This is a genomic window from Bacillus sp. AM1(2019) (assembly GCF_009906915.1).
Lineage (GTDB): Bacteria > Bacillota > Bacilli > Bacillales > Bacillaceae > Bacillus > Bacillus velezensis.
On the sequence record NZ_CP047644.1, the window covers coordinates 3,170,561 to 3,188,212 of the forward strand.

A 17,652-nucleotide genomic window follows, 5' to 3' on the forward strand; every position below is an offset into this window, starting at 1 on the left:
TTCGTTTGTTTACTTAGTGGGCTTGTGTGCACCTATATAGTTAACGAACACCTCATAATGTCTTCCCCAGTCTCTAGGCGGGTAAAGAACTTCATACTCTTTGCCTTTATGAACGACTTTAACACCTTTATCTAATTTTTCGTTAGGCGGGCAGAAGATCATATTGGTTATGTCAGTTATTCTTCCTATCGCAGTTGGAGAACTAATTGATTCAACATAAGGCTGAAACGAACATTTGTATGGAACTAGAGTTTCTTGATCCTCATATATGTCTGTTCCCCAATCAGTCTTTTTACCTGTCTTCACCTTTTTAACCTGAATTAAATAATATAGATCATTGAACTTCAATGTGAGTCACCCTCCAGCAGTGATGTAAGGGGTTTTAAAGCTATCCAATTCAAGCTTAATATCATCAGGGAGTTTGTCGTAATAGCTTTCTGAAATACCCCCTCTTGTTTCCGCTTTTGTAGCCTCAACACCCTTTAACCTATACTTAAAGACAGCTATATCCTCAATGACACCTAGCAAATTATCTGGAATTTCATTTTCATTAATCTCACAGTAATTAATTACAAAACGCCGAGCTTTCTTTAAATAAAGTTCCAAAAGAGCATCTTCAGAGTCATCAGCAATATCTAAAAACAACTTCAAATTAGCCAATTGATCCATTCTATTCACCTGATTTCTCAGTTTTCTTCTGCTTCTTTACTGTTTTTTTCTTTTCCTTATAGCCTTGTTCCTTATAAATTAATTTAAAGGCCTTTTCTGTCAATTTCACTTCATTACCATTTGGATCAATGTAATCCTTCATATTAAGCACCTCATATTTTATTTAGATTTTTAATGATAAAAAAAGAGAGAGGATAACCTCTCTCGGCTTAATCTTGTTTATCAACCTTAGGAGTGATTGCTGCAAAAGCATCTTCCTTAATAGGTAAGAAACCAAGTCTCATAGTTGCCTTAATTGCAATCATATCGTTTTCTGCAAGTGAAAGAGGTTTACCATCGCCCATTACATGACCTTGTAGTGTAGCTTCCTTCAGGATTTCATATTTCAATCCTTCTCGAATACCAACCAATGAGTAATCAAAGTTACCTAAGATTAAATCAGCCTTTGTTTTGTCAAATCCACCATTTGAAGAAAACTCAACAGGGAATCCGTACAATTCATTTTGTGATACACCAGGAACATAAATTTGATTTCCGTTTGTGTCTCTTAGAGTACGTAGAGTATTTTTAATACCTCGATGCCCTGCAAATCCAGTTACATCTAATCCTGCATCTTCAACAAGAGCCATAGCATTTGAAACGTCAATATCAAATGTGCCGCCGGTTCCGTTTGCAATAAGATTTCCAGAAGCCTCAGCAGAGCCAAACAAGCTTTTCTTGAACGGAGAGTTGATACCAAAAAGACCCGCTCCATCAATAGTAGTGTAAAATGCTTTTTCAATTTCTGTTCGCAGTTCTGAGAAAACGTTGATAGTGGTGTCATTTAATTTCTCTTTAGTTACTGGAATGATTACACCGATCTTTTTAGCTTCAAGTTCAGGATGGATATATCTCACTTCGGATGTATTAATCCGTTCAGATTCTCCTACCCAGTATGCTCCAGGCCCATCAACCAAAACAGGAATCTTCTTTTTATCTGATTCCATAGGCTGAACCTTAGATAATTTGAGTAATGTTGAACCCTTGGTAATGCCTTTGATGATTTCTTTTTGAATTTGTGTAGGTACAAAACCTTCTAATTGATCTTTTAAAAATGCCATTTATAATTTCCACCTTTATTCTTTATTTTATTATTTCTAATAGTTTTATAGTCTTGATTGATTCTCATAAATAGCTGCCATAAAGTCTGAAGAGGATCCAGCTTTGTTGTTATTTACAGAAGCAGGAGGAGTATAGCTGCTATTCTTCAATCGGTCTTCAACCTGTTCTTGAATATACGGCTTCATAGACTCTTCAAATTTTGTTAAGTTTCCTAGAGTTACCTCTTCATTATCAGAAACAAGCAAATCAATTAAGTCTGCAGGAATCTTTTTATCTGATGCTGTTTTTAGTGCAATGGATTTCATTTTCTCAATTCTTGCATTGCGTTCAAATTCTTCATTTTTGAGTTCAAGTTCCCGAATTCTTTTTTGTTCAGGAGTTTCATCTGGATACCGCTTCTTAATTTCCTCTTCAAGCTTCTGAGGAAATGTGCTTTCCATCCATGAGTTTAAACTTGTGGAGAAGAATCTATCTTTTTGCGACTGCATCCACTTTTTAGCATCTTCATCTGTTTCAACGAACTGTTTAACACCATCAAGTGTTACAGGCTGCAACCCTTGAAGATATTGTTTTACCTCGTCATTATCTTGTTGTTCTTCAAAAAACTTTTTAACATCTTCTAAATTCATTTCAAATCACTCCATTCGCCCTTTCTAGTGTCAGTGACCCTAAAAAGTGCATATTTTTACATAAGAAAAAGGCTCTATTTATAGAGAGCCTGTAGTATTGCTTATCTCTAATGATTTAAGTTTTCTTTGGTGCTCAATCTCTTGTTCTCTTGCATATTCTTGTTCCTGTCTTCTCTTCTGCATCTCTACAGCAGGATTTTCAACATATGGTATTTGGGCTAGTATCGTTTCCCATGAACATACTTCAGATAATTTGCTTAATGAATCAGCTAAAGCAGTAATATCAGAAGGGATGTTCATTGTTAATTTAAGCTTAACCTTGCGATGATCGTATTCCTCGCCTTTTTGGATCTTGATAAACTTAAAGAAGTTCTTTAACCTCTTCTTAATTGCTGTTTCCAGCATCGCTTGTTTAAGGGAACATTTATTTTCCAAGGAGATTAATCTTGATCTGAGGGCTGCAGAAGATAAATTAGATTGAAGCTTTTCATTTGTGTCTACATGACTGGCCAACTTGTACATTTTCTCTTCAAGCTCTTTCAGCAAATTTTGGACAAATTTATCATCAATCTTCTTAATAAGATAATCAACACTTGCTTGTGTAGGCACTTGAAGAATACCCGTTTTCTTAAACTTTGCTGCGTCTTCATCAGTGATTTTTGCTCCGGTTATTTTCAAGAAAGCCTGTCTGAAATCAGATACCTCATTCACCAAATCAGATAAAGTGTTATTATAGGCATCATTTTCTGATTTGATATCATCTAACATACTTGTTCTTTCGTGATTTGCGGAGGTCACTTCAATTGGAGGTGTATCGAAGATATGTGTACGCTGCCCCACATAAATTAGATTATCGCTCCCATCAACATCAAAGTGTAAGATTGAATTACTTATGTAAACATCTACTTTTTCGTTATCAGAAAACAAATCATTTTTGTATATATGCAATGCTAAAATAACGTCTTTCTCAACATCGCCTTCTTCGATTACAAAGCAGTTCATTGGCGTTAATACAGCACACTTAAATTCATTGTCTCTGGTTGTGTATTGGATTTCATATGCTTCGCCAAATTTAGTTGCTTCTAGCATAAGTTTTTGATCGTGAATTTTAGACCAATGAGAGAAGTTATAATCAATCACATCAATCAATTGATTATTTCCATCTAAACTAATATAGGTCACTGGATTCCCTAAAGCATACGCAATTTCGTCATGAATAAATTTTTTAAAGAAATTCACGACTACTTTCATATTACTTCTACTCTCATTCATAGCGTAGTTCCTCATTATGCTATGATGTCCATTGTAGTATTCTTCGTATGTTTTATAAGTCTCCTGGTTTTCTCTAAGCTTTCTAAGACACTTCATTAACAAAGTTTCTAATTCAGGAGTTATTTGAATTTGTCCATTTCTTTTTCGCTTTAAAACTGTATCAACGATGTTTCTCAATTACTCACCTCCTTTAAAATAATGCTGACCTATCTAAAAAGTTAATGTATTGCACTTCTTGTAGCTCATCAATAAGCCTGTCAAACTCAGCTGTAATATCAGGAGCATCATCAAAACGTGTAAACTTTTCACCTTCATAGGCCATTATTTGATCAGTAAACTCTTTATCTTCTTGAGGAAATACAATAAAACCACTGTCTACCTTTCCACCAATGGCTCTAATCTTAGCTTCTTTGTTTTTCGTTTGATGTTCATTAATGATTTGAATGTCTCTTGCTGTTAGTGTACGATCTTTATTAATTTCTCTTTGAATATCACGTACATCTGCACCGCTAAACACGTTCTTCTCAATCCATAAATGCGTGATATCTGGGTATTCTTTCAATAAGGATATCACCTTTGCAATATAGTCATCGTATTCAAGTCTCTCAATACACGCTTTCCTAACCCATCTAAAGTTATTAGGAGTCTTAGAACCGACAATAAAAGCAGAATAATCGTGACTATCCTGTACCTCAACGGCTGGATCACAACAAAGTATTGTTTTTATGAAATTGTCTTTTTCCTTTTCAATTTCTTTTCTAGGTAATGTCTTGATATCATGGAAAGCTTTCTGCCCTAGCTTAGACGCATCATTCATCATTTCTTGTTTAAATGCTGAAGGATTAGGATAATACTTTCCAACGGCAAGATCGTAGCAATCATACTTATCTTCCCAAAGAACTGGGAATTTCATCTCTTCTTCATGCTCTAAATAGAACTTTTTAGCATCCTCTCCTGCATTGGGATTGGTTGCATCATATCGAATTTTCTTTAATTCAGCCCATTTGCCACTATTGAATAATTCATCAATATCGTCAACAAGAACTGCTTTCTTCACGATCCGTTTATACTGCACATCCTTTAGTATCCTTGAAATTAGGCAATCCCTGTGTAGAATTGTGCCGAGCATAATAAACTTTGTTCCCATCTTAACCTTTTTGCCATCCCTTATGACAGGATCATCACCAGCATAATCAGCATCTTGTGTCCATGTATTGTATTTCTTATCTCTTGCTTCTTGAGTTATAACATCAGCTGCCGATTGATAGTCATCTCCAATAATGCATGTAGGACGTTCTCCATTATGCCTCAATCCACGAACACTCGTTCCAGAGCTTATAGCTTGGATTTTGCAGCCGTTTGAGAAGTACATTTTCAACTTAATTGAACGTGTGAGCATATGTCCAAATGTATTGATTATGTAGGGGTTCTCGTCAAATGCTCGTCTGGTATCATTTATGAATTCAACTGCATCATCCTCTTTCTTCCCAGCTACAAGCGTAAAGTAGGATATACCGTATGCTGCTAAATATGTTGATAAGGCAAAGTTAACAGTTGTTGTCTTAGAGCTTCCACGAGGCATACAGAGGACAAGCTTATCGAATTCATCTTTAATGAACATATCATCAAGCGTATTCCATATTTCAAAATGGAAATCACCAAGTTTACGAGCTGTATTAGTAGGTTTTGCTTGGAAAGTATCCTGGAGGTAATATAGACAAAAGAATTCAAAACTACGAGCCCCAAGTGAATGAGCTACTCCATTTTTACCGAAGAGATTCTTCCCCTTCATCATTCTGTTTGTCCTCATTACTGCTTCATCATGAGTTGAACCATTTTTCAGGTAATCTCTATAAAGATACTCTCTAAGCAAATTCCTGTTTTCTCTTGTGTTGATTAAATCAGATATCCCAATCACCTCCGAGTTTTAAAATTATAATAAAAATTGTGTGGGTTGCTATCGGATGAGAGGGTGTTCAATCATTTAGAATGCCCCCTATTATTGATAACTAGCGTCCTTTCTGGTGCGTTTCAAACACATTTAGCCTATAGGTATCAGATTACGCATCAATGCTTATTTAGCCTGTAAATGCCTTTTAGAGAGGATTCTATCGGGTGGTTTTATACTCACAAAATGACTTACTTATACCATAACCATAGTTTGTAAAGGCATACGTTTATAAACGCTGTCTATCTCAGCAACATCACGTTTAAAAAGGTGTTATTTTATTTTTATAAACGTTTATAAAATGTAATAGACCTTTACAAACAAAAATGGTATAATAAAGGTACAATAAATGAGAGGATGACAAGCGATGATTTCTAAAATGTTTGGTTACATAAGAGTAAGTTCAAAGGATCAAAACGAAAACAGGCAGATCACCAATATGCTTAAAGAAGGCATTGCTGAACGTGATCTATTCATTGACAAGCAAAGTGGTAAAGACTTCGAAAGACCTGCATATAAAACACTCAAGCAAGTTGTAAGAACAGGTGATACTGTTGTGTTTGATTCAATCACTCGTATGGGTCGTAACATGAAAGAGACTCAAAAAGAATACGATTGGTTCATTGATAATGGCATTAAGCTTAAATTCATTAAAGAACCAATGATCAACTCAACTGAAGATCAAGACGATATTCTTAAAGAAGCTATACAGAAGATTGTATTGACTATCCTTACAGCCTTTGCAGAGAAGGAAAGGGAGGACATAAGAGAGAGACAAGCAGAAGGGATCAAAGATGCCAAAGAAAAAGGAAAGCACTTAGGACGACCTAAAAAGGGGTTTGACACATTAACAAAAGAGCAACGATCCACCCTTGAATCAGGCTACTCTAAATGGAAAAGCAAAGAGATTACAGGTGTTCAATTCGCTAAAGACTTACAGCTTACTAAGAATACTTTCTATAAAGTGATAAAAGAATATGAAGCACAGCTGACCCTAGCCAATTAATAAAAGCTAAGGGTCTTTTTATTCGTCTTCAGATAGCTTTGAAGCCGTCCACTCTTCTTCTTCCTTAGCCAATACATCTTTTGATACATTGTCATTGCTTCGATCATCTTTGATATTTAAAATATTCTCTGGATTACCTTCAGTGTATGCAAGTAATAGCTGTGTAGCCTTCACCCTTGCATTATCATTTGTGGATGATTCGCTGATCTTTTTTAAATTTTCAAAGAAGGCTTTTGTATCTCGACTTACTTCACGTCTAACTGAAAGTTTTTTGTAATGTAAAAGTCTGTCGTACTCCTGCGAGTATTCTTCTTCCTTTTCCCAGTTGTACAGAGTCGGTCTGGTCACTCCTACTTCCTTAGCAATCTCAGTCCTATTCAGCTTTCCTTCCACTAATAATTCAATTGCTTTTAACTTTCTTTCATCAAGCATAATAAATTTTACACCTACTTTATTTTTTACATTTTTCTTGTGATAAGAACGCTTTAAGATCGCACTTACATTTAGCATATACAACCCCAGATTCTATTTCGTGTAATCCTTCAGGTTCCCCACAGCTTTTACAGCAAGCCAATTCATTTTCTACAAAGGCGTTCTTGTATACTTCTAATGCTTTGTCTTTAAAATACCTTTCAAATGTAGCCAGTTTAGTCTCATCATCCTTAAAACTGATCTTTTCTGAATCAATCAGCTTATTTTGCCTAATGACATCGACAGTTTCTCTGGATTCCGGATGAAGCAAGTGAAGTGCAATTTTAACGCCATAATACACTTTTTCACCTTCATCTGAATTCTCCATATACACATTGTAATCACAAACCTCAAGATACATGTCCACATCTAAAGTTGTTTTAATTCGACCTATTTTTTTAGCTGTACTCATTTTCAAATTCCTCCGTTGTATGTTGTTTTATTTATTTGTCTCGCTTCATAACACAAATAAAAAAGCACCCGTTGCTGCGGATGCCTTTACCTTTTCCTCTTATAACTTTCGATATCTTCTCTTAAAAATAAACGATCACGACTTGTTGTTTTAATGGGTACTAATGTTTCACGATCGACCAACTGTTTTAAGTTTTGACGACTACAGCCAATTATCTCAATCGCTTCAGACGTAGTTAAAATTTCTTTTGCAATAAAATCTTTTAAATCGTCCATGCTGTCAAAAACAATCTTAGTCATTTCGAAGGTTCCTCCATTTAAGGAAAATGTTTATGATAGTAACTACCAACCAGATCAACGCTAATACCATTGTTAGTATATCTAAGGTGCTGAGATGAGCATAATCAAAATTCGAAAACAGCATAATAAACAGAATAAAAAAGAATATTGTTGTGACATCAACCAATTTTTTCATGTGTTTTGAGTACGGAATGAAAAGTGTTATAATAATAAGAGAAGGGGAATAAATCCCCTCTAGCTTATGAGCGACGTTTCTTCTTGGCGGGAGAACGTCGTTTTTTGTTTTTGCTTGCCTTCAAGTCCTTGATGTTCTTGATCATGGTTGTTATTCCTGCTAGGATTGCAACCACCCAAGCCAAGTCCCGAAGGATAAGCTCTAACTTTTCCATACTCATTTTCCCTCCTTTCTTAACTTAATTATAACACTTACGTTTACTATCGTCAATCTATTTATTTTATTTTTATCCTTATTTTTCACTTTTTTCTAGCATGAAAGGAGGGTGCTAATAAATCCCACATGGTGTTTTCTGTCCTTGTTTTAGACATTTATAGTCGCTCGCGAATCGACTTTGTTTAAATCTGAATGGTTATTTTTCTTCCAGTTCAGCTACTGTATTAATAATCATCTGTTCAAACTCTTCAGACTTAGCAGATCCTAATTTTTCAAAATTGGATCGAAGTCTATTAGCTATGATGTTTATTTTTTCAAGTGATTCTATAGGAAACTCATTAAAGATTGGATAAAGGAGATCAGTGTTCATTAACTCGTAATAAAACTCAAACTGTTTCTTAGTATCATCAGGAATATCCAAGTCACTGAACTCTTTCACGACATTAAAACTTAACCAATCATTCATGCTGATCTTACTCAAATCAATACCTTGCTCTTCAGCTTCTAATAGGGCTTTCGCAAAATTCTCAAACATCTTTTGTAGCTTGAACATACCAAACTGAGGATAAATGTATACATGATACTCATCATTGATCTGAACCTTTTGTTTCTTATCAACACTTTTTGATAGTGTCTTTACACCTGATACGCTTAATTTTTTCGATGTCATTTAATTTCTCCTTTGCTTTCATTGTTATCATAAGGCTTCCCTACAATTTCTTCGTACTGTTCGGGGGTAATCCAGTCTATTTCAACATACGTCCTTATATCAGCGTCCGTATAACACTTCCAGTCATAGAACTGCTTAATATCTGCAAATTCGGGGTATGAAGCCATTTACTTACCTTCCTTCAAGTCAGTAATATCTTTTTGTAGTTGTGCGATTAATAGAGCTGTATCAGCTTCTCGTTGTCTTCGTTGAGCATTTTCCTTTTCAGCAGCAGCCACTTGTAACGATAATTTAGCATTCTGCATTTTCAAAAGATCAACCGGTGAAGATACTCGCCCATTTTCAATTTGTTTTTCTAGTTCCTCTTTTTCTTCCTCCGTTGCAGCTTCTGTCCATAACTTATCTGATGTATGATACATCGCCTTTATAAAAGAAGGCGGCTGAACGTCTGTGCAATTCTCAGGGATTGTACAGTTTCCTTTTTCATCCGGTTCAACAATAACGGGTTTGGTTAGAATGAAATTTTCATCATACTCATAAACCTGAATCATGTTGTGTCTCCTTTTTGAAAGCCCACGACTACGTCCAGATAGTAGCCTCCGCCCATCTTGTTTGAGTCAGCTGGGTCTGGGTATTTTATTTTCAAATCACCATTATCGTAAATTATCAGATTAGCTGTTCCACCTGTTCCGCTGAGTGGTACTGATTTTACAGCACCGCCAAATGGTACTAATTCTGCAGGTATTGAGCCGAACACAATCTCTGGTTCAGTTCTAACATGACCTCTTAAAACTAACAACGCTCCCCATTTTGCGTAAATGGGCGTTCGTGTACCTACTGTAGCTCCATTTTTTAGCATGATGTTGGCATATGTAATAGCACCGTTCCATGTCTTCCGTTCAGCTACCGAGACGTGTCGTTCTTGGTTTTCATTATGATCTTTGAACTGCTGGGTCATATCATTCCAGTAACCTTGGTCTTCAGCCGTAACATGAACACTAGTGTCATTCAGATGATTATCAAAGTCACTTTTAGCAGCTTGTTTTACATTGTCTACCTTCTCAAGCCCAACCTGTGCAGCAGTAACATTGTGTGGGTTTGATTGATTGTTAGTGTGTTCAGCTAAAAAAGACTTTGACCTTTCATCGGAGCTGTTCCAATAACCGCGCTCATCCTTTGTGATATGTCTATCCTGGTCTGCATCGTGAGCGTCAAAGTCAGCCTTCGCTGCTTGCTGTACATTATCAACTTTAGACAAGCCAACTTGGATTTTAGTAACTGCATGAGGATTTTTCTTATCGTTAAGATGGTCATCAAAAGCAACTTTTGTGGCTTGCTCTTCATTAAGTACATTTGATAATCCGACTTGTTCTTTTGTGACTTGATGTGGATTCGCATTGTTTTGAATGTGCATTTTTAAATCGAAATTCTGCTTCTCCATGAACTCATCAACTTTTTCATTCAAGCGTTTTTCATGATCAGACATGTGAGATTCAGTTCTGAAAAATTGATCTTTAAGATTATTAATTTGTATATTGTTTTGTTTAAGTTGACCTATAAATTGTGAATTAGACATTGATTATTTCTCCTAAATAAAGAAGACCTTATTAAAGGTCTTCCGTCCAAATATCGTCCCAAATGTCTTTCCAGGCTGGAGAATTATCAGAAGCTGCTGAAAGTGATTCATATGGATGCTCTTCGTCAAAATCCTCTTCAAAGAGCTTTTCAAAATCACTCAGGCTTATGTAATAATTGTCCTCCTCTGAAAGCAGTAAATACGCATCTTCAATACCATCAACGGTTTTAAACTTTCCGCATACATCATGAAAAGTCATTATTCCATCCCCCAAACAATCATTTTAAAACCAGTAATATCAACAGTTCCAGATGCCTTAACTGTTAATAGCACTTTTGGGCAAACGAAGGGCAACTGTTTTTGAATTGGATAGTTTGAAACAAATGCAGCATTACTGATTAAAGTTGTGCTATCACTTGCTGATGTTGATGAATAAAAAGGAATACTCTTCGGCACAGAATAAGCACTGACTGTAACTTTGCTATTTGTGCTGTCAGTCTGTGTTGTATACAGAGCAACGCCATAAGCTCTAAACACTCCTAAATTCTCAACAAGATCTAATGTGTACGACTTTGTTGCACCAACTGCCACAGTATCATTATCTGTTAAGACAGATTCCTCGTATGACTTTTGGATCTGAGTTTTAATAGGAACTGTGTTTCTCACAAGAACTGGAATAGATGATTTGTTTGCAACATTAACATCAAGAGGCTGATCAGTTTTAAGATCAACCTCTAATGGAATAGTTGAATGTTCAATTGATACAGGCGTTATAGGGTTGCCAGTACCATCATCTTTTGCAGAGGTAAGCGTAGTTCCATCTTTATTTAAGAAAGGAATCTTCAACGCCTCCCTTATGCACTTGCGCCGCCAAGATCAACGCTTTGCTTTGGAGACTCAGTAGGTTTCTCACCTTTTGATCCATCTGCTTTACGTTTAACCCGAATGAAACGCCCAAGAGAATTATCAACTGCAAGCGCTGTGAATTTGATTTCAGGTGTAATTGCGTTGCCGGCTTCAAAGTTTAGCTCTGCTTCACCAGAAGGAGAGATTTTATCGAACTGAATATAAAGATCACTATGGATTGTTTCAGTTTCTGGGTCGTACTCTAAAGTGTGATATTCCATCTCATAAGCTTCAGAGAATGCATCAGCCTTAATTTCAACAATTTCGCCTTCAGCATCAATTTTATATCGTGCTTTAACTTTCGCACCCTCTTTTGCAAAAGTTGTAGGGAGTTGACCTTCTGTGGTTTCAGTTTCCATAAGATAAGACTCTCCTTCGCTATTCTCGAAAGAAACTGTATCAACTGGAGTCTTGCTAAGAGTTACTTTTCCATCTGACTCAACAGTAAGCGTCTCATCCTCCCATACTTGCACCGTTCCATTTTCAACCTTGACTCCTTGCTGCATGGCCAACCAGTCCAAGCTGAAGAAAGCATTTTTGATTGTCCCAGTAATATTCTTGTCAGATTTCATTTGGAATAGGTTTTTGTTTCCCCATCCACCCTTTAGATAATCTTCCTGGATACTTTGAGACAGGCTAGTTGTTTGTGCTTCAGCAGTTGCAATAACTTTCCCGTCAGATTTTCTTTTCATAACAACGTTACATACATCATGAATTACTGTCTTTTTACTCATTTATTAAAATTCCACCTTGTTTTTTAATTTGAGAATAATTTCTCTAGATTTCTTGCTTCTTTCTTAGTTATGTAATTTTTCTCTTCTTCAAATAAATCTATATGTTGACTCCAAGAACCGATGTTTTTAGCAGCTTCCGGACTTACAGTAGAGAGTACAATCGCAGCAGAGCTATTTAAAAAAGCAGCTCCTCTGAAAAAATGAGAGTGAAGTTGAGGAAGCGTTAATTCAAGAACTTCAGCGGATGAATACCCAGTAAATTGAACAACACAACTAACAATATCGGAGAAATCATAATTGTTCTCAGACTGTTTCAACGCTCTACTTTTCTTGTTGAATTTTTCAAGTTCAGAGTTTTTGCTAACCTTTTTTTCTTTTAAACAATGCATATCAAGAATTAACTTACGGATATCGTGAAAATTCTTCTCGTCTACAGCTTGGAACGGATCAGGGTTATTAAACACCTTCGCAAACACTCTTTGGTAAGAGGCTCTTAACTGATCCATCACATGAACTATGTCCAACAAAGTTGAAGCGTTAAAATCATTGATCAAGCTATCCAATTGACCAAATTTATTGTTTTCTTGAAATTCAGCTATTATTTCAGATTTTGATTTAACCATTTGAGAGAGATCATTTACGAACTGAGGATAATCTTTAAGTCTAATGAAGTGGCACTCTCCTATATCTGTTGAAATAGGAGTACCTAAAATAAAGAAGTCCTTTGAATATTCCATTATTGTGGAGCTCCAAAGGAAAAGATGAGTTTATAGCCGAGGTATCCATCAGGGGGATTAGCTATCAACATTCTATTGATATTAACAACCTTACCCACACCAGCAACATTTTTATCGTAAACAATATCAATTAGCCGGTCTATGATTTTGAGACTCCTAGGATCATTGTCTTCAAAATGGTCAATATGGGTGTATACATCAATCATTACATCCTGGGAAGTAATACGCTTATTGTGTGTAGTATAGCCGTTACCAAAGTACATGCAGATCCGACATTGAGGATCATCTTCTTTTAAATCGTTAGATTTAGGAGCTCTAACAATAATTCCTTTGAGGATGTCATCAAAATCATCTCTTCGCTGCACGTCTATATTAGCGGGATTACTCAACTCTTTATAATAAGCAAGATTCATTAACTCACTGTCTCTTGAAACGAGCTTGAAAATGCCTATTAAGTCATTTGCTAATTTGCTCATATCATCACCTCCTTCCTAAATGTTTAATTAAAATCTATAAAGAGGCTTACCATTGGCCATCTCTTTTATTTTTTCATTTGCTTTTCTTAATACTTCTGGATCAATATTTTTAACCAACTCTTGAAACTTCTCATTTGGCTCGCCCCATCTTGGCTGTTCTTTTTTATTTTCCATTACCGAGCACCTTCTCTAACATCAAAATCGCTTTACTAGCTCTATACCATCCTTCGCCTTGACAGTAGCATTCCATATCCCATGTATTCTCAAAAAACAAATCGCATTTCTTACAGTAGTATCCTGACTTGAGGATCTTCGTATCAGTAACCTTATTTTTTTTCATTTTATTATTCCTCCAATTGTTTTTCTCATTTAAACACGATTACGGGGGCACTGAGGATGCCCCGCACATAGTCATGTTAAAAGGAGAAACCCCGAACCAAAAATGGTTCGGAATAAGAACAAAAATAAAATCAAAGGAGTAAAACTAATGAAACCCCGAAACCATTTATTTAACGTCGCTGGAGTCGGCCTGTACATCTCTTCAGCACTGTTTCCGCAATGCTGTTTAATGTAGTAACGACAAAGAATTAGATCACTTTGATTACTCTACGCTTTCCGTTTTCATACTCAGGCTTAGAGTAGACAAAGTCTTTCATTCTTTGAATAAGCTCAGGTGACATATCTGAATCATAATTCAAAAAGGAGCTGATTTTTGACTGAGCACAACCGCATTCTTTCGCAATTTCCGTTTGAGTTAACCTTCTTTTACGAATATCTAGCCATAGCTTATGTCTATCAATTTCCACTTATAGTCCTCCTTCCATCAATAAATTTTTATTTGAAATAATTATCTAAAATAAGGGGGGCTGATCACTATGATCAGCATTCTTTGATTATTTAGGAGGAATAACCAAAAAACTATAGATGTCCAAAGTTGAATTAAACAATGTTTGGGTCGAAATTGCATAGTATGGATTTTTGTGATAAATTATAATAACGGAATCGTATAAATAATTATCCATAAATCAATACTTCTTTTTTCTTCCCTAGAAGAAGATTATAGATATCACTATACAACTGGAAAAACCCTTGTATATCAAGGGCTTTTCCATCTTCATTTATTTTCTTATAATTTAAGCGTGACATTTTTTATTTTTACGTTCTTTTCGTTTTCTCAGCTTATCTAACTCTCTTTTCCTCTCCTTTTGACACTTATCACACCTAGTTCCCTTTTCGATTTCCCGCTCACAATCAACACATTTAATAGCTCTGCGAATGTTCTTTTTTAAATTCCTTACAATGTTATACCCAAAACAATTGTAGAGAGTATCCTTATGCTTAGAGCATTTAGTCTTGAATAGATATTCAACCAATATATCTGTTATGTAACTGCTGTCTCTAATACTCAGCAAGGTTTCTCTGATCTCTTTTGTTACATGCCATTCTGCTTCTTGACGAGAAACATTTTGTTTTTTCTGTTGTTTGGCCTTCCAGTGCTTATTACGATCAAGCATAGTATAGACTGTCACAATCATTGTATCTTCAACCTTTTTTTTGCTATAATCTTTGAGTAATTCATCTTTTATTTGCAGGAGAATTCCCTTTGTACCTAATTCCTTTTGCTGTTTTGAATACAACTTGTAGAGTTCATTAAATCGTGTCGATACCTCTTGATCAAGCTCAAGATTAGTATTCTTATTCTTCAGTTTTGTGTAATCAAATTTACCCGCCAGCCTCTTAAAGTTCACCCTGTTATTCGGTATTTTTTCACCCAACCGATTAACTACAGAATCATTTCTTGGTCTGACGTTCTTTCTTTTCTTGTCTTTTGCGTAAATAAAGAAGTGAGGAACTTTTCTGTTATAAGTCCCTTTCAGGAAACCATTAATTCTTTGACTAACATGTTCAGGACGGGTTGGTTTGTATAAGGTCTTGGCATAATCAATCTCAAAGTTATTTTCCATGGTAAGCCATTTGATCACGTCTAAATCAACCTTATCACTATTCCACACCTTGGTTATGTTATTACTATACTCACCAATGTTTACCTCAAACGCTAATTCCAAGCTTTTATAGATGTTCTCATTATTGATTTCTTGGTTTTCTGCTGTCTTCATTTCATAATAAAGGGGAACAATATCATCATTTTTCATATTTCTTTCTGCTATCTCAACAAAAGTGCTGTCGCTAACTAAAAGTGCTTTATCTCCGTCCACATCAAACTGCAGAAGTCTTGACAAGGCATCTTTAGTGGACGTATACACACCTTTCGTAATGAACCAGTCTTTAAGATCATCATTTAACTTGTTGATCCTAATGCCATGCTCCCTAGATAGATGAGGAGGCCTTAACACATCTAATTTTTGCTGATTATTAAAAAGCTTACAGCTAACCTCTCCGTCATTTAGTAAAACCTTCGGATCAGAATCACCACAAAACCAATAACCGCAAGCAGCATACAAATCTGGAATAATAAAAGTATAATGAGAGCCTTCTAGCAGAATTTTTCCTGCTTTTGCTTCCTTCACCAAACGCTTTTTATTCTTCTTAATAATCTCCTTTGAATGGTTATCATTTAGCAACTCAGGATAAATCAAATGGGCTTTCTGAAAGTTATTTTTATGGGTATTGCTTTCAACGGCTCCTATAACCTCAAGCATTGATTCTTTATCTTTGTAAAGAGTTTGGATCCTCTTCACTGTGTTTTCTGAAAGCTTATCTAACTCTTCATCTGTCGTGTCGGTTAGTGTCTGGATCATTTGATAATTAAGTTCACTGTTTTTAAATTCATCCTCTTCTTCATTCAACTTGGCTGCCTGACACTCATACTTCTTAAATTTGGATTTGTAATCATCCCATGAATCATAATGTTTCCAGAGCTTAAACTGACTCTTCGTCAGGATAATTTTAATACCGTCTTTAACAATATCCCATTCCTTGCCGTATATATCTTTAATTTTGGTCTTCCGGCATAATTTAGAATACTCATCAAATGGAAATGGGACTAACATTCCTTTCATAAAAGGGGCTCTAAACATGAATGCACTTTCCGAAAGCTCTGGGAGTATCATTCCACAGCCATCCGTATGATTTATTGGAATAGACTTGTACTCTCTTTTAATTTCGTATGTTTCATCGTTTATGTAATCAACCTCAGTGGACACATCCGTCTCAAAATCATTTACAACTATACACTCATCAATATTAAACCCTTCCCATAATGTACTGGCGCTATTTGATAAGGCAAGGTAAGCGATCCATTTGTTAATGCTCATGCCGCCCTTAGAATTAATTACCTCTTCACTAAGCCCACACATCAGAGTGTTTTTCTTCTTCAGATACGTCTTTTCTTTGATGAATACACCCTTCTTTTGTCTAATTTGTCCTGCTGATGAAGCATAGTAAACATATTTTTCATTATTAAAATAATAACCATTCTGAACCAAGCTTCTAAAAACGTTATGGTAAAAGGATTCAACTATCATAATCTCCTCAGTGATCTGATCGTAGTCCAATCCAAGTGTTCTAATTAGCACTGAATCAAATAAAGAAATAACCCTTTGTGATCTAACTTCTCCATCTTTTGTTTTAAGCGAATCACCTCTAAGGGTTCTTGTCCCTTTAAAACTTTGCTGCTCTTCAATTAATTCATCTTTCTTTTCGTTAATCCAACAGTTAGTAATTTTTTTAAGACGGTTGATTTTCGCTTTGTTGTATTTGCAGGCCATTAGCTCATCAATATCATTCGAAAGCCTGGACTCACTTTCACCTTTTTTCTTGATATATGTAATTAGCGATTGCTCCAATTCCTTAAAGCTTCTTTCTTCCTCAATGAGCTTACCAGTTAGATCTAAATGAATATCAGATACATTTGAATCATTCATTTTCGCCACTTTTTTTGCCAACTTCTGCAAGAACTTTTTATAAAGGCGAAGTTGAAGCAAATCCTGATTTAATTTTTCTTCTTTATCATTATAAAAAGCAGATGAATCTAAAGAGTAAACGAACACTGATTTAGTTAAATTTTCATTTTTCAATAAGTAATCCTCCAATTAATTATAGTTTAGGTAAGTATCCGATCATAAATAAATATGGCGAACAATTTTAATTGTGAGACAGGACAGCAATTTTTAATTGTTGGCCAGAAGATTCTAAAGAATCTTCTAGATTATCTTTTTTAACTATTTTTGAGACTATTATTTAAACTATTCTAAAGTGTATTATTAAGTTATTATAGCGAGTCGCCATACCCTTTGAGCCCAGTCGTGGCAAGGGGTTGAAAACTCATCACAAAAATCGAATTCACATTTTAAATAATTGGGCTTCTGATTTTTGAAATTAGGTTCTTCATTTAA

General features: G+C 35.5%; 24 protein-coding genes. 1 reads left to right on the forward strand and 23 read right to left on the reverse strand.

Annotated elements, in window-relative coordinates; translation table 11 throughout:
• Positions 1-9: 9 nt before the first annotated feature.
• From GNE05_RS15660 to GNE05_RS15690, 7 genes are all read right to left on the reverse strand, one after another.
• Positions 10-348 carry a hypothetical protein gene (locus GNE05_RS15660; protein ID WP_160182950.1) on the reverse strand — a complete coding sequence of 113 codons (339 nt, stop codon included), beginning with the start codon at positions 346-348 and terminating at the stop codon, positions 10-12.
• 6 nt (positions 349-354) lie between these two features.
• Positions 355-669 carry a phage head-tail connector protein gene (locus GNE05_RS15665; protein WP_071347049.1) on the reverse strand — a complete coding sequence of 105 codons (315 nt, stop codon included), beginning with the start codon at positions 667-669 and terminating at the stop codon, positions 355-357.
• A 1-nt stretch (position 670) separates the two neighbouring features.
• Positions 671-811, reverse strand: a complete 141-nt coding sequence (locus GNE05_RS15670; RefSeq protein WP_157110140.1) for a hypothetical protein — start codon at positions 809-811, stop codon at positions 671-673.
• 67 nt (positions 812-878) lie between these two features.
• A complete protein-coding gene (locus GNE05_RS15675) occupies positions 879-1,769 on the reverse strand; it encodes a phage major capsid protein (RefSeq protein ID WP_053574397.1) in 891 nt (296 codons plus the stop codon).
• A 45-nt stretch (positions 1,770-1,814) separates the two neighbouring features.
• Positions 1,815-2,399 (reverse strand): DUF4355 domain-containing protein, encoded by a 585-nt coding sequence (locus tag GNE05_RS15680; protein ID WP_053574398.1) that lies wholly within the window; start codon positions 2,397-2,399, stop codon positions 1,815-1,817.
• A 78-nt stretch (positions 2,400-2,477) separates the two neighbouring features.
• The gene (locus GNE05_RS15685) at positions 2,478-3,848 is read right to left on the reverse strand and encodes a phage portal protein (RefSeq protein ID WP_053574399.1); all 1,371 of its coding nucleotides are present in this window, start codon (positions 3,846-3,848) and stop codon (positions 2,478-2,480) included.
• A 13-nt stretch (positions 3,849-3,861) separates the two neighbouring features.
• Positions 3,862-5,466, reverse strand: a complete 1,605-nt coding sequence (locus GNE05_RS15690; RefSeq protein WP_160182951.1) for a hypothetical protein — start codon at positions 5,464-5,466, stop codon at positions 3,862-3,864.
• A gap of 520 nt (positions 5,467-5,986) precedes the next feature.
• Here GNE05_RS15690 and GNE05_RS15695 point away from each other — a divergent pair.
• Positions 5,987-6,625 carry a recombinase family protein gene (locus GNE05_RS15695; protein WP_104679076.1) on the forward strand — a complete coding sequence of 213 codons (639 nt, stop codon included), beginning with the start codon at positions 5,987-5,989 and terminating at the stop codon, positions 6,623-6,625.
• An 18-nt stretch (positions 6,626-6,643) separates the two neighbouring features.
• Here GNE05_RS15695 and GNE05_RS15700 read toward each other — a convergent pair whose 3' ends face one another.
• The 16 genes from GNE05_RS15700 to GNE05_RS15765 all read right to left on the reverse strand — a co-directional run bounded on the left by GNE05_RS15700 (position 6,644) and on the right by GNE05_RS15765 (position 17,334).
• Positions 6,644-7,057, reverse strand: coding sequence for a phBC6A51 family helix-turn-helix protein (locus GNE05_RS15700; RefSeq protein ID WP_053574402.1), 414 nt, complete (start codon positions 7,055-7,057; stop codon positions 6,644-6,646).
• A 19-nt stretch (positions 7,058-7,076) separates the two neighbouring features.
• On the reverse strand, positions 7,077-7,508 hold the full coding sequence (locus GNE05_RS15705; protein WP_160182952.1) for a hypothetical protein: 432 nt from the start codon (positions 7,506-7,508) through the stop codon (positions 7,077-7,079).
• A gap of 86 nt (positions 7,509-7,594) precedes the next feature.
• Entirely contained in the window at positions 7,595-7,807 is a 213-nt protein-coding gene (locus tag GNE05_RS15710) for a helix-turn-helix transcriptional regulator (protein WP_160182953.1), read from the reverse strand.
• Between the two features lie 239 nt (positions 7,808-8,046).
• Positions 8,047-8,196, reverse strand: coding sequence for a hypothetical protein (locus tag GNE05_RS21050; RefSeq protein ID WP_017417543.1), 150 nt, complete (start codon positions 8,194-8,196; stop codon positions 8,047-8,049).
• Positions 8,197-8,394: 198 nt separating this feature from the next.
• Positions 8,395-8,868, reverse strand: coding sequence for a hypothetical protein (locus GNE05_RS15715; RefSeq protein ID WP_160182954.1), 474 nt, complete (start codon positions 8,866-8,868; stop codon positions 8,395-8,397).
• Positions 8,865-9,035 carry an XkdX family protein gene (locus tag GNE05_RS15720; protein ID WP_160182955.1) on the reverse strand — a complete coding sequence of 57 codons (171 nt, stop codon included), beginning with the start codon at positions 9,033-9,035 and terminating at the stop codon, positions 8,865-8,867. The genes GNE05_RS15715 and GNE05_RS15720 overlap by 4 nt, the downstream gene beginning before the upstream one ends.
• On the reverse strand, positions 9,036-9,419 hold the full coding sequence (locus tag GNE05_RS15725; protein WP_160182956.1) for a hypothetical protein: 384 nt from the start codon (positions 9,417-9,419) through the stop codon (positions 9,036-9,038).
• A complete protein-coding gene (locus tag GNE05_RS15730) occupies positions 9,416-10,444 on the reverse strand; it encodes a hypothetical protein (RefSeq protein WP_160182957.1) in 1,029 nt (342 codons plus the stop codon). Before GNE05_RS15730 ends, GNE05_RS15725 begins: the two co-directional genes overlap by 4 nt.
• A gap of 31 nt (positions 10,445-10,475) precedes the next feature.
• Complete coding sequence (locus GNE05_RS15735; protein ID WP_160182958.1) at positions 10,476-10,703, reverse strand: hypothetical protein; 228 nt, start codon at positions 10,701-10,703, stop codon at positions 10,476-10,478.
• Positions 10,703-11,290, reverse strand: coding sequence for a hypothetical protein (locus tag GNE05_RS15740; RefSeq protein WP_160182959.1), 588 nt, complete (start codon positions 11,288-11,290; stop codon positions 10,703-10,705). The genes GNE05_RS15735 and GNE05_RS15740 overlap by 1 nt, the downstream gene beginning before the upstream one ends.
• Before the next feature lie 8 nt (positions 11,291-11,298).
• Positions 11,299-12,084 (reverse strand): hypothetical protein, encoded by a 786-nt coding sequence (locus tag GNE05_RS15745; RefSeq protein WP_160182960.1) that lies wholly within the window; start codon positions 12,082-12,084, stop codon positions 11,299-11,301.
• Positions 12,085-12,107: 23 nt separating this feature from the next.
• On the reverse strand, positions 12,108-12,821 hold the full coding sequence (locus GNE05_RS15750) for a hypothetical protein (RefSeq protein ID WP_160182961.1): 714 nt from the start codon (positions 12,819-12,821) through the stop codon (positions 12,108-12,110).
• Entirely contained in the window at positions 12,821-13,297 is a 477-nt protein-coding gene (locus tag GNE05_RS15755) for a hypothetical protein (protein WP_160182962.1), read from the reverse strand. Before GNE05_RS15755 ends, GNE05_RS15750 begins: the two co-directional genes overlap by 1 nt.
• A gap of 27 nt (positions 13,298-13,324) precedes the next feature.
• A complete protein-coding gene (locus GNE05_RS21055; protein ID WP_014417454.1) occupies positions 13,325-13,471 on the reverse strand; it encodes a hypothetical protein in 147 nt (48 codons plus the stop codon).
• A gap of 413 nt (positions 13,472-13,884) precedes the next feature.
• The gene (locus tag GNE05_RS15760; RefSeq protein WP_014417453.1) at positions 13,885-14,103 is read right to left on the reverse strand and encodes a helix-turn-helix domain-containing protein; all 219 of its coding nucleotides are present in this window, start codon (positions 14,101-14,103) and stop codon (positions 13,885-13,887) included.
• A gap of 327 nt (positions 14,104-14,430) precedes the next feature.
• A complete protein-coding gene (locus GNE05_RS15765; protein WP_160182963.1) occupies positions 14,431-17,334 on the reverse strand; it encodes a hypothetical protein in 2,904 nt (967 codons plus the stop codon).
• Between the last annotated feature and the right edge of the window lie 318 nt (positions 17,335-17,652).

Coding starts and splice junctions, on each gene's coding strand:
- GNE05_RS15700 (WP_053574402.1), bottom strand. CDS start 7,057: ATGCTTGATGAAAGAAAGTTAAAAGCAATTGAATTATTAGTGGAAGGA.
- GNE05_RS15745 (WP_160182960.1), bottom strand. CDS start 12,084: ATGAGTAAAAAGACAGTAATTCATGATGTATGTAACGTTGTTATGAAA.
- GNE05_RS15710 (WP_160182953.1), bottom strand. CDS start 7,807: ATGACTAAGATTGTTTTTGACAGCATGGACGATTTAAAAGATTTTATT.
- GNE05_RS15665 (WP_071347049.1), bottom strand. CDS start 669: ATGGATCAATTGGCTAATTTGAAGTTGTTTTTAGATATTGCTGATGAC.
- GNE05_RS15755 (WP_160182962.1), bottom strand. CDS start 13,297: ATGAGCAAATTAGCAAATGACTTAATAGGCATTTTCAAGCTCGTTTCA.
- GNE05_RS15680 (WP_053574398.1), bottom strand. CDS start 2,399: ATGAATTTAGAAGATGTTAAAAAGTTTTTTGAAGAACAACAAGATAAT.
- GNE05_RS15670 (WP_157110140.1), bottom strand. CDS start 811: ATGAAGGATTACATTGATCCAAATGGTAATGAAGTGAAATTGACAGAA.
- GNE05_RS15720 (WP_160182955.1), bottom strand. CDS start 9,035: ATGGCTTCATACCCCGAATTTGCAGATATTAAGCAGTTCTATGACTGG.
- GNE05_RS15715 (WP_160182954.1), bottom strand. CDS start 8,868: ATGACATCGAAAAAATTAAGCGTATCAGGTGTAAAGACACTATCAAAA.
- GNE05_RS21050 (WP_017417543.1), bottom strand. CDS start 8,196: ATGGAAAAGTTAGAGCTTATCCTTCGGGACTTGGCTTGGGTGGTTGCA.
- GNE05_RS15695 (WP_104679076.1), top strand. CDS start 5,987: ATGATTTCTAAAATGTTTGGTTACATAAGAGTAAGTTCAAAGGATCAA.
- GNE05_RS15750 (WP_160182961.1), bottom strand. CDS start 12,821: ATGGAATATTCAAAGGACTTCTTTATTTTAGGTACTCCTATTTCAACA.
- GNE05_RS15675 (WP_053574397.1), bottom strand. CDS start 1,769: ATGGCATTTTTAAAAGATCAATTAGAAGGTTTTGTACCTACACAAATT.
- GNE05_RS15735 (WP_160182958.1), bottom strand. CDS start 10,703: ATGACTTTTCATGATGTATGCGGAAAGTTTAAAACCGTTGATGGTATT.
- GNE05_RS15705 (WP_160182952.1), bottom strand. CDS start 7,508: ATGAGTACAGCTAAAAAAATAGGTCGAATTAAAACAACTTTAGATGTG.
- GNE05_RS15725 (WP_160182956.1), bottom strand. CDS start 9,419: ATGATTCAGGTTTATGAGTATGATGAAAATTTCATTCTAACCAAACCC.
- GNE05_RS15690 (WP_160182951.1), bottom strand. CDS start 5,466: ATGATGAAGGGGAAGAATCTCTTCGGTAAAAATGGAGTAGCTCATTCA.
- GNE05_RS15730 (WP_160182957.1), bottom strand. CDS start 10,444: ATGTCTAATTCACAATTTATAGGTCAACTTAAACAAAACAATATACAA.
- GNE05_RS21055 (WP_014417454.1), bottom strand. CDS start 13,471: ATGGAAAATAAAAAAGAACAGCCAAGATGGGGCGAGCCAAATGAGAAG.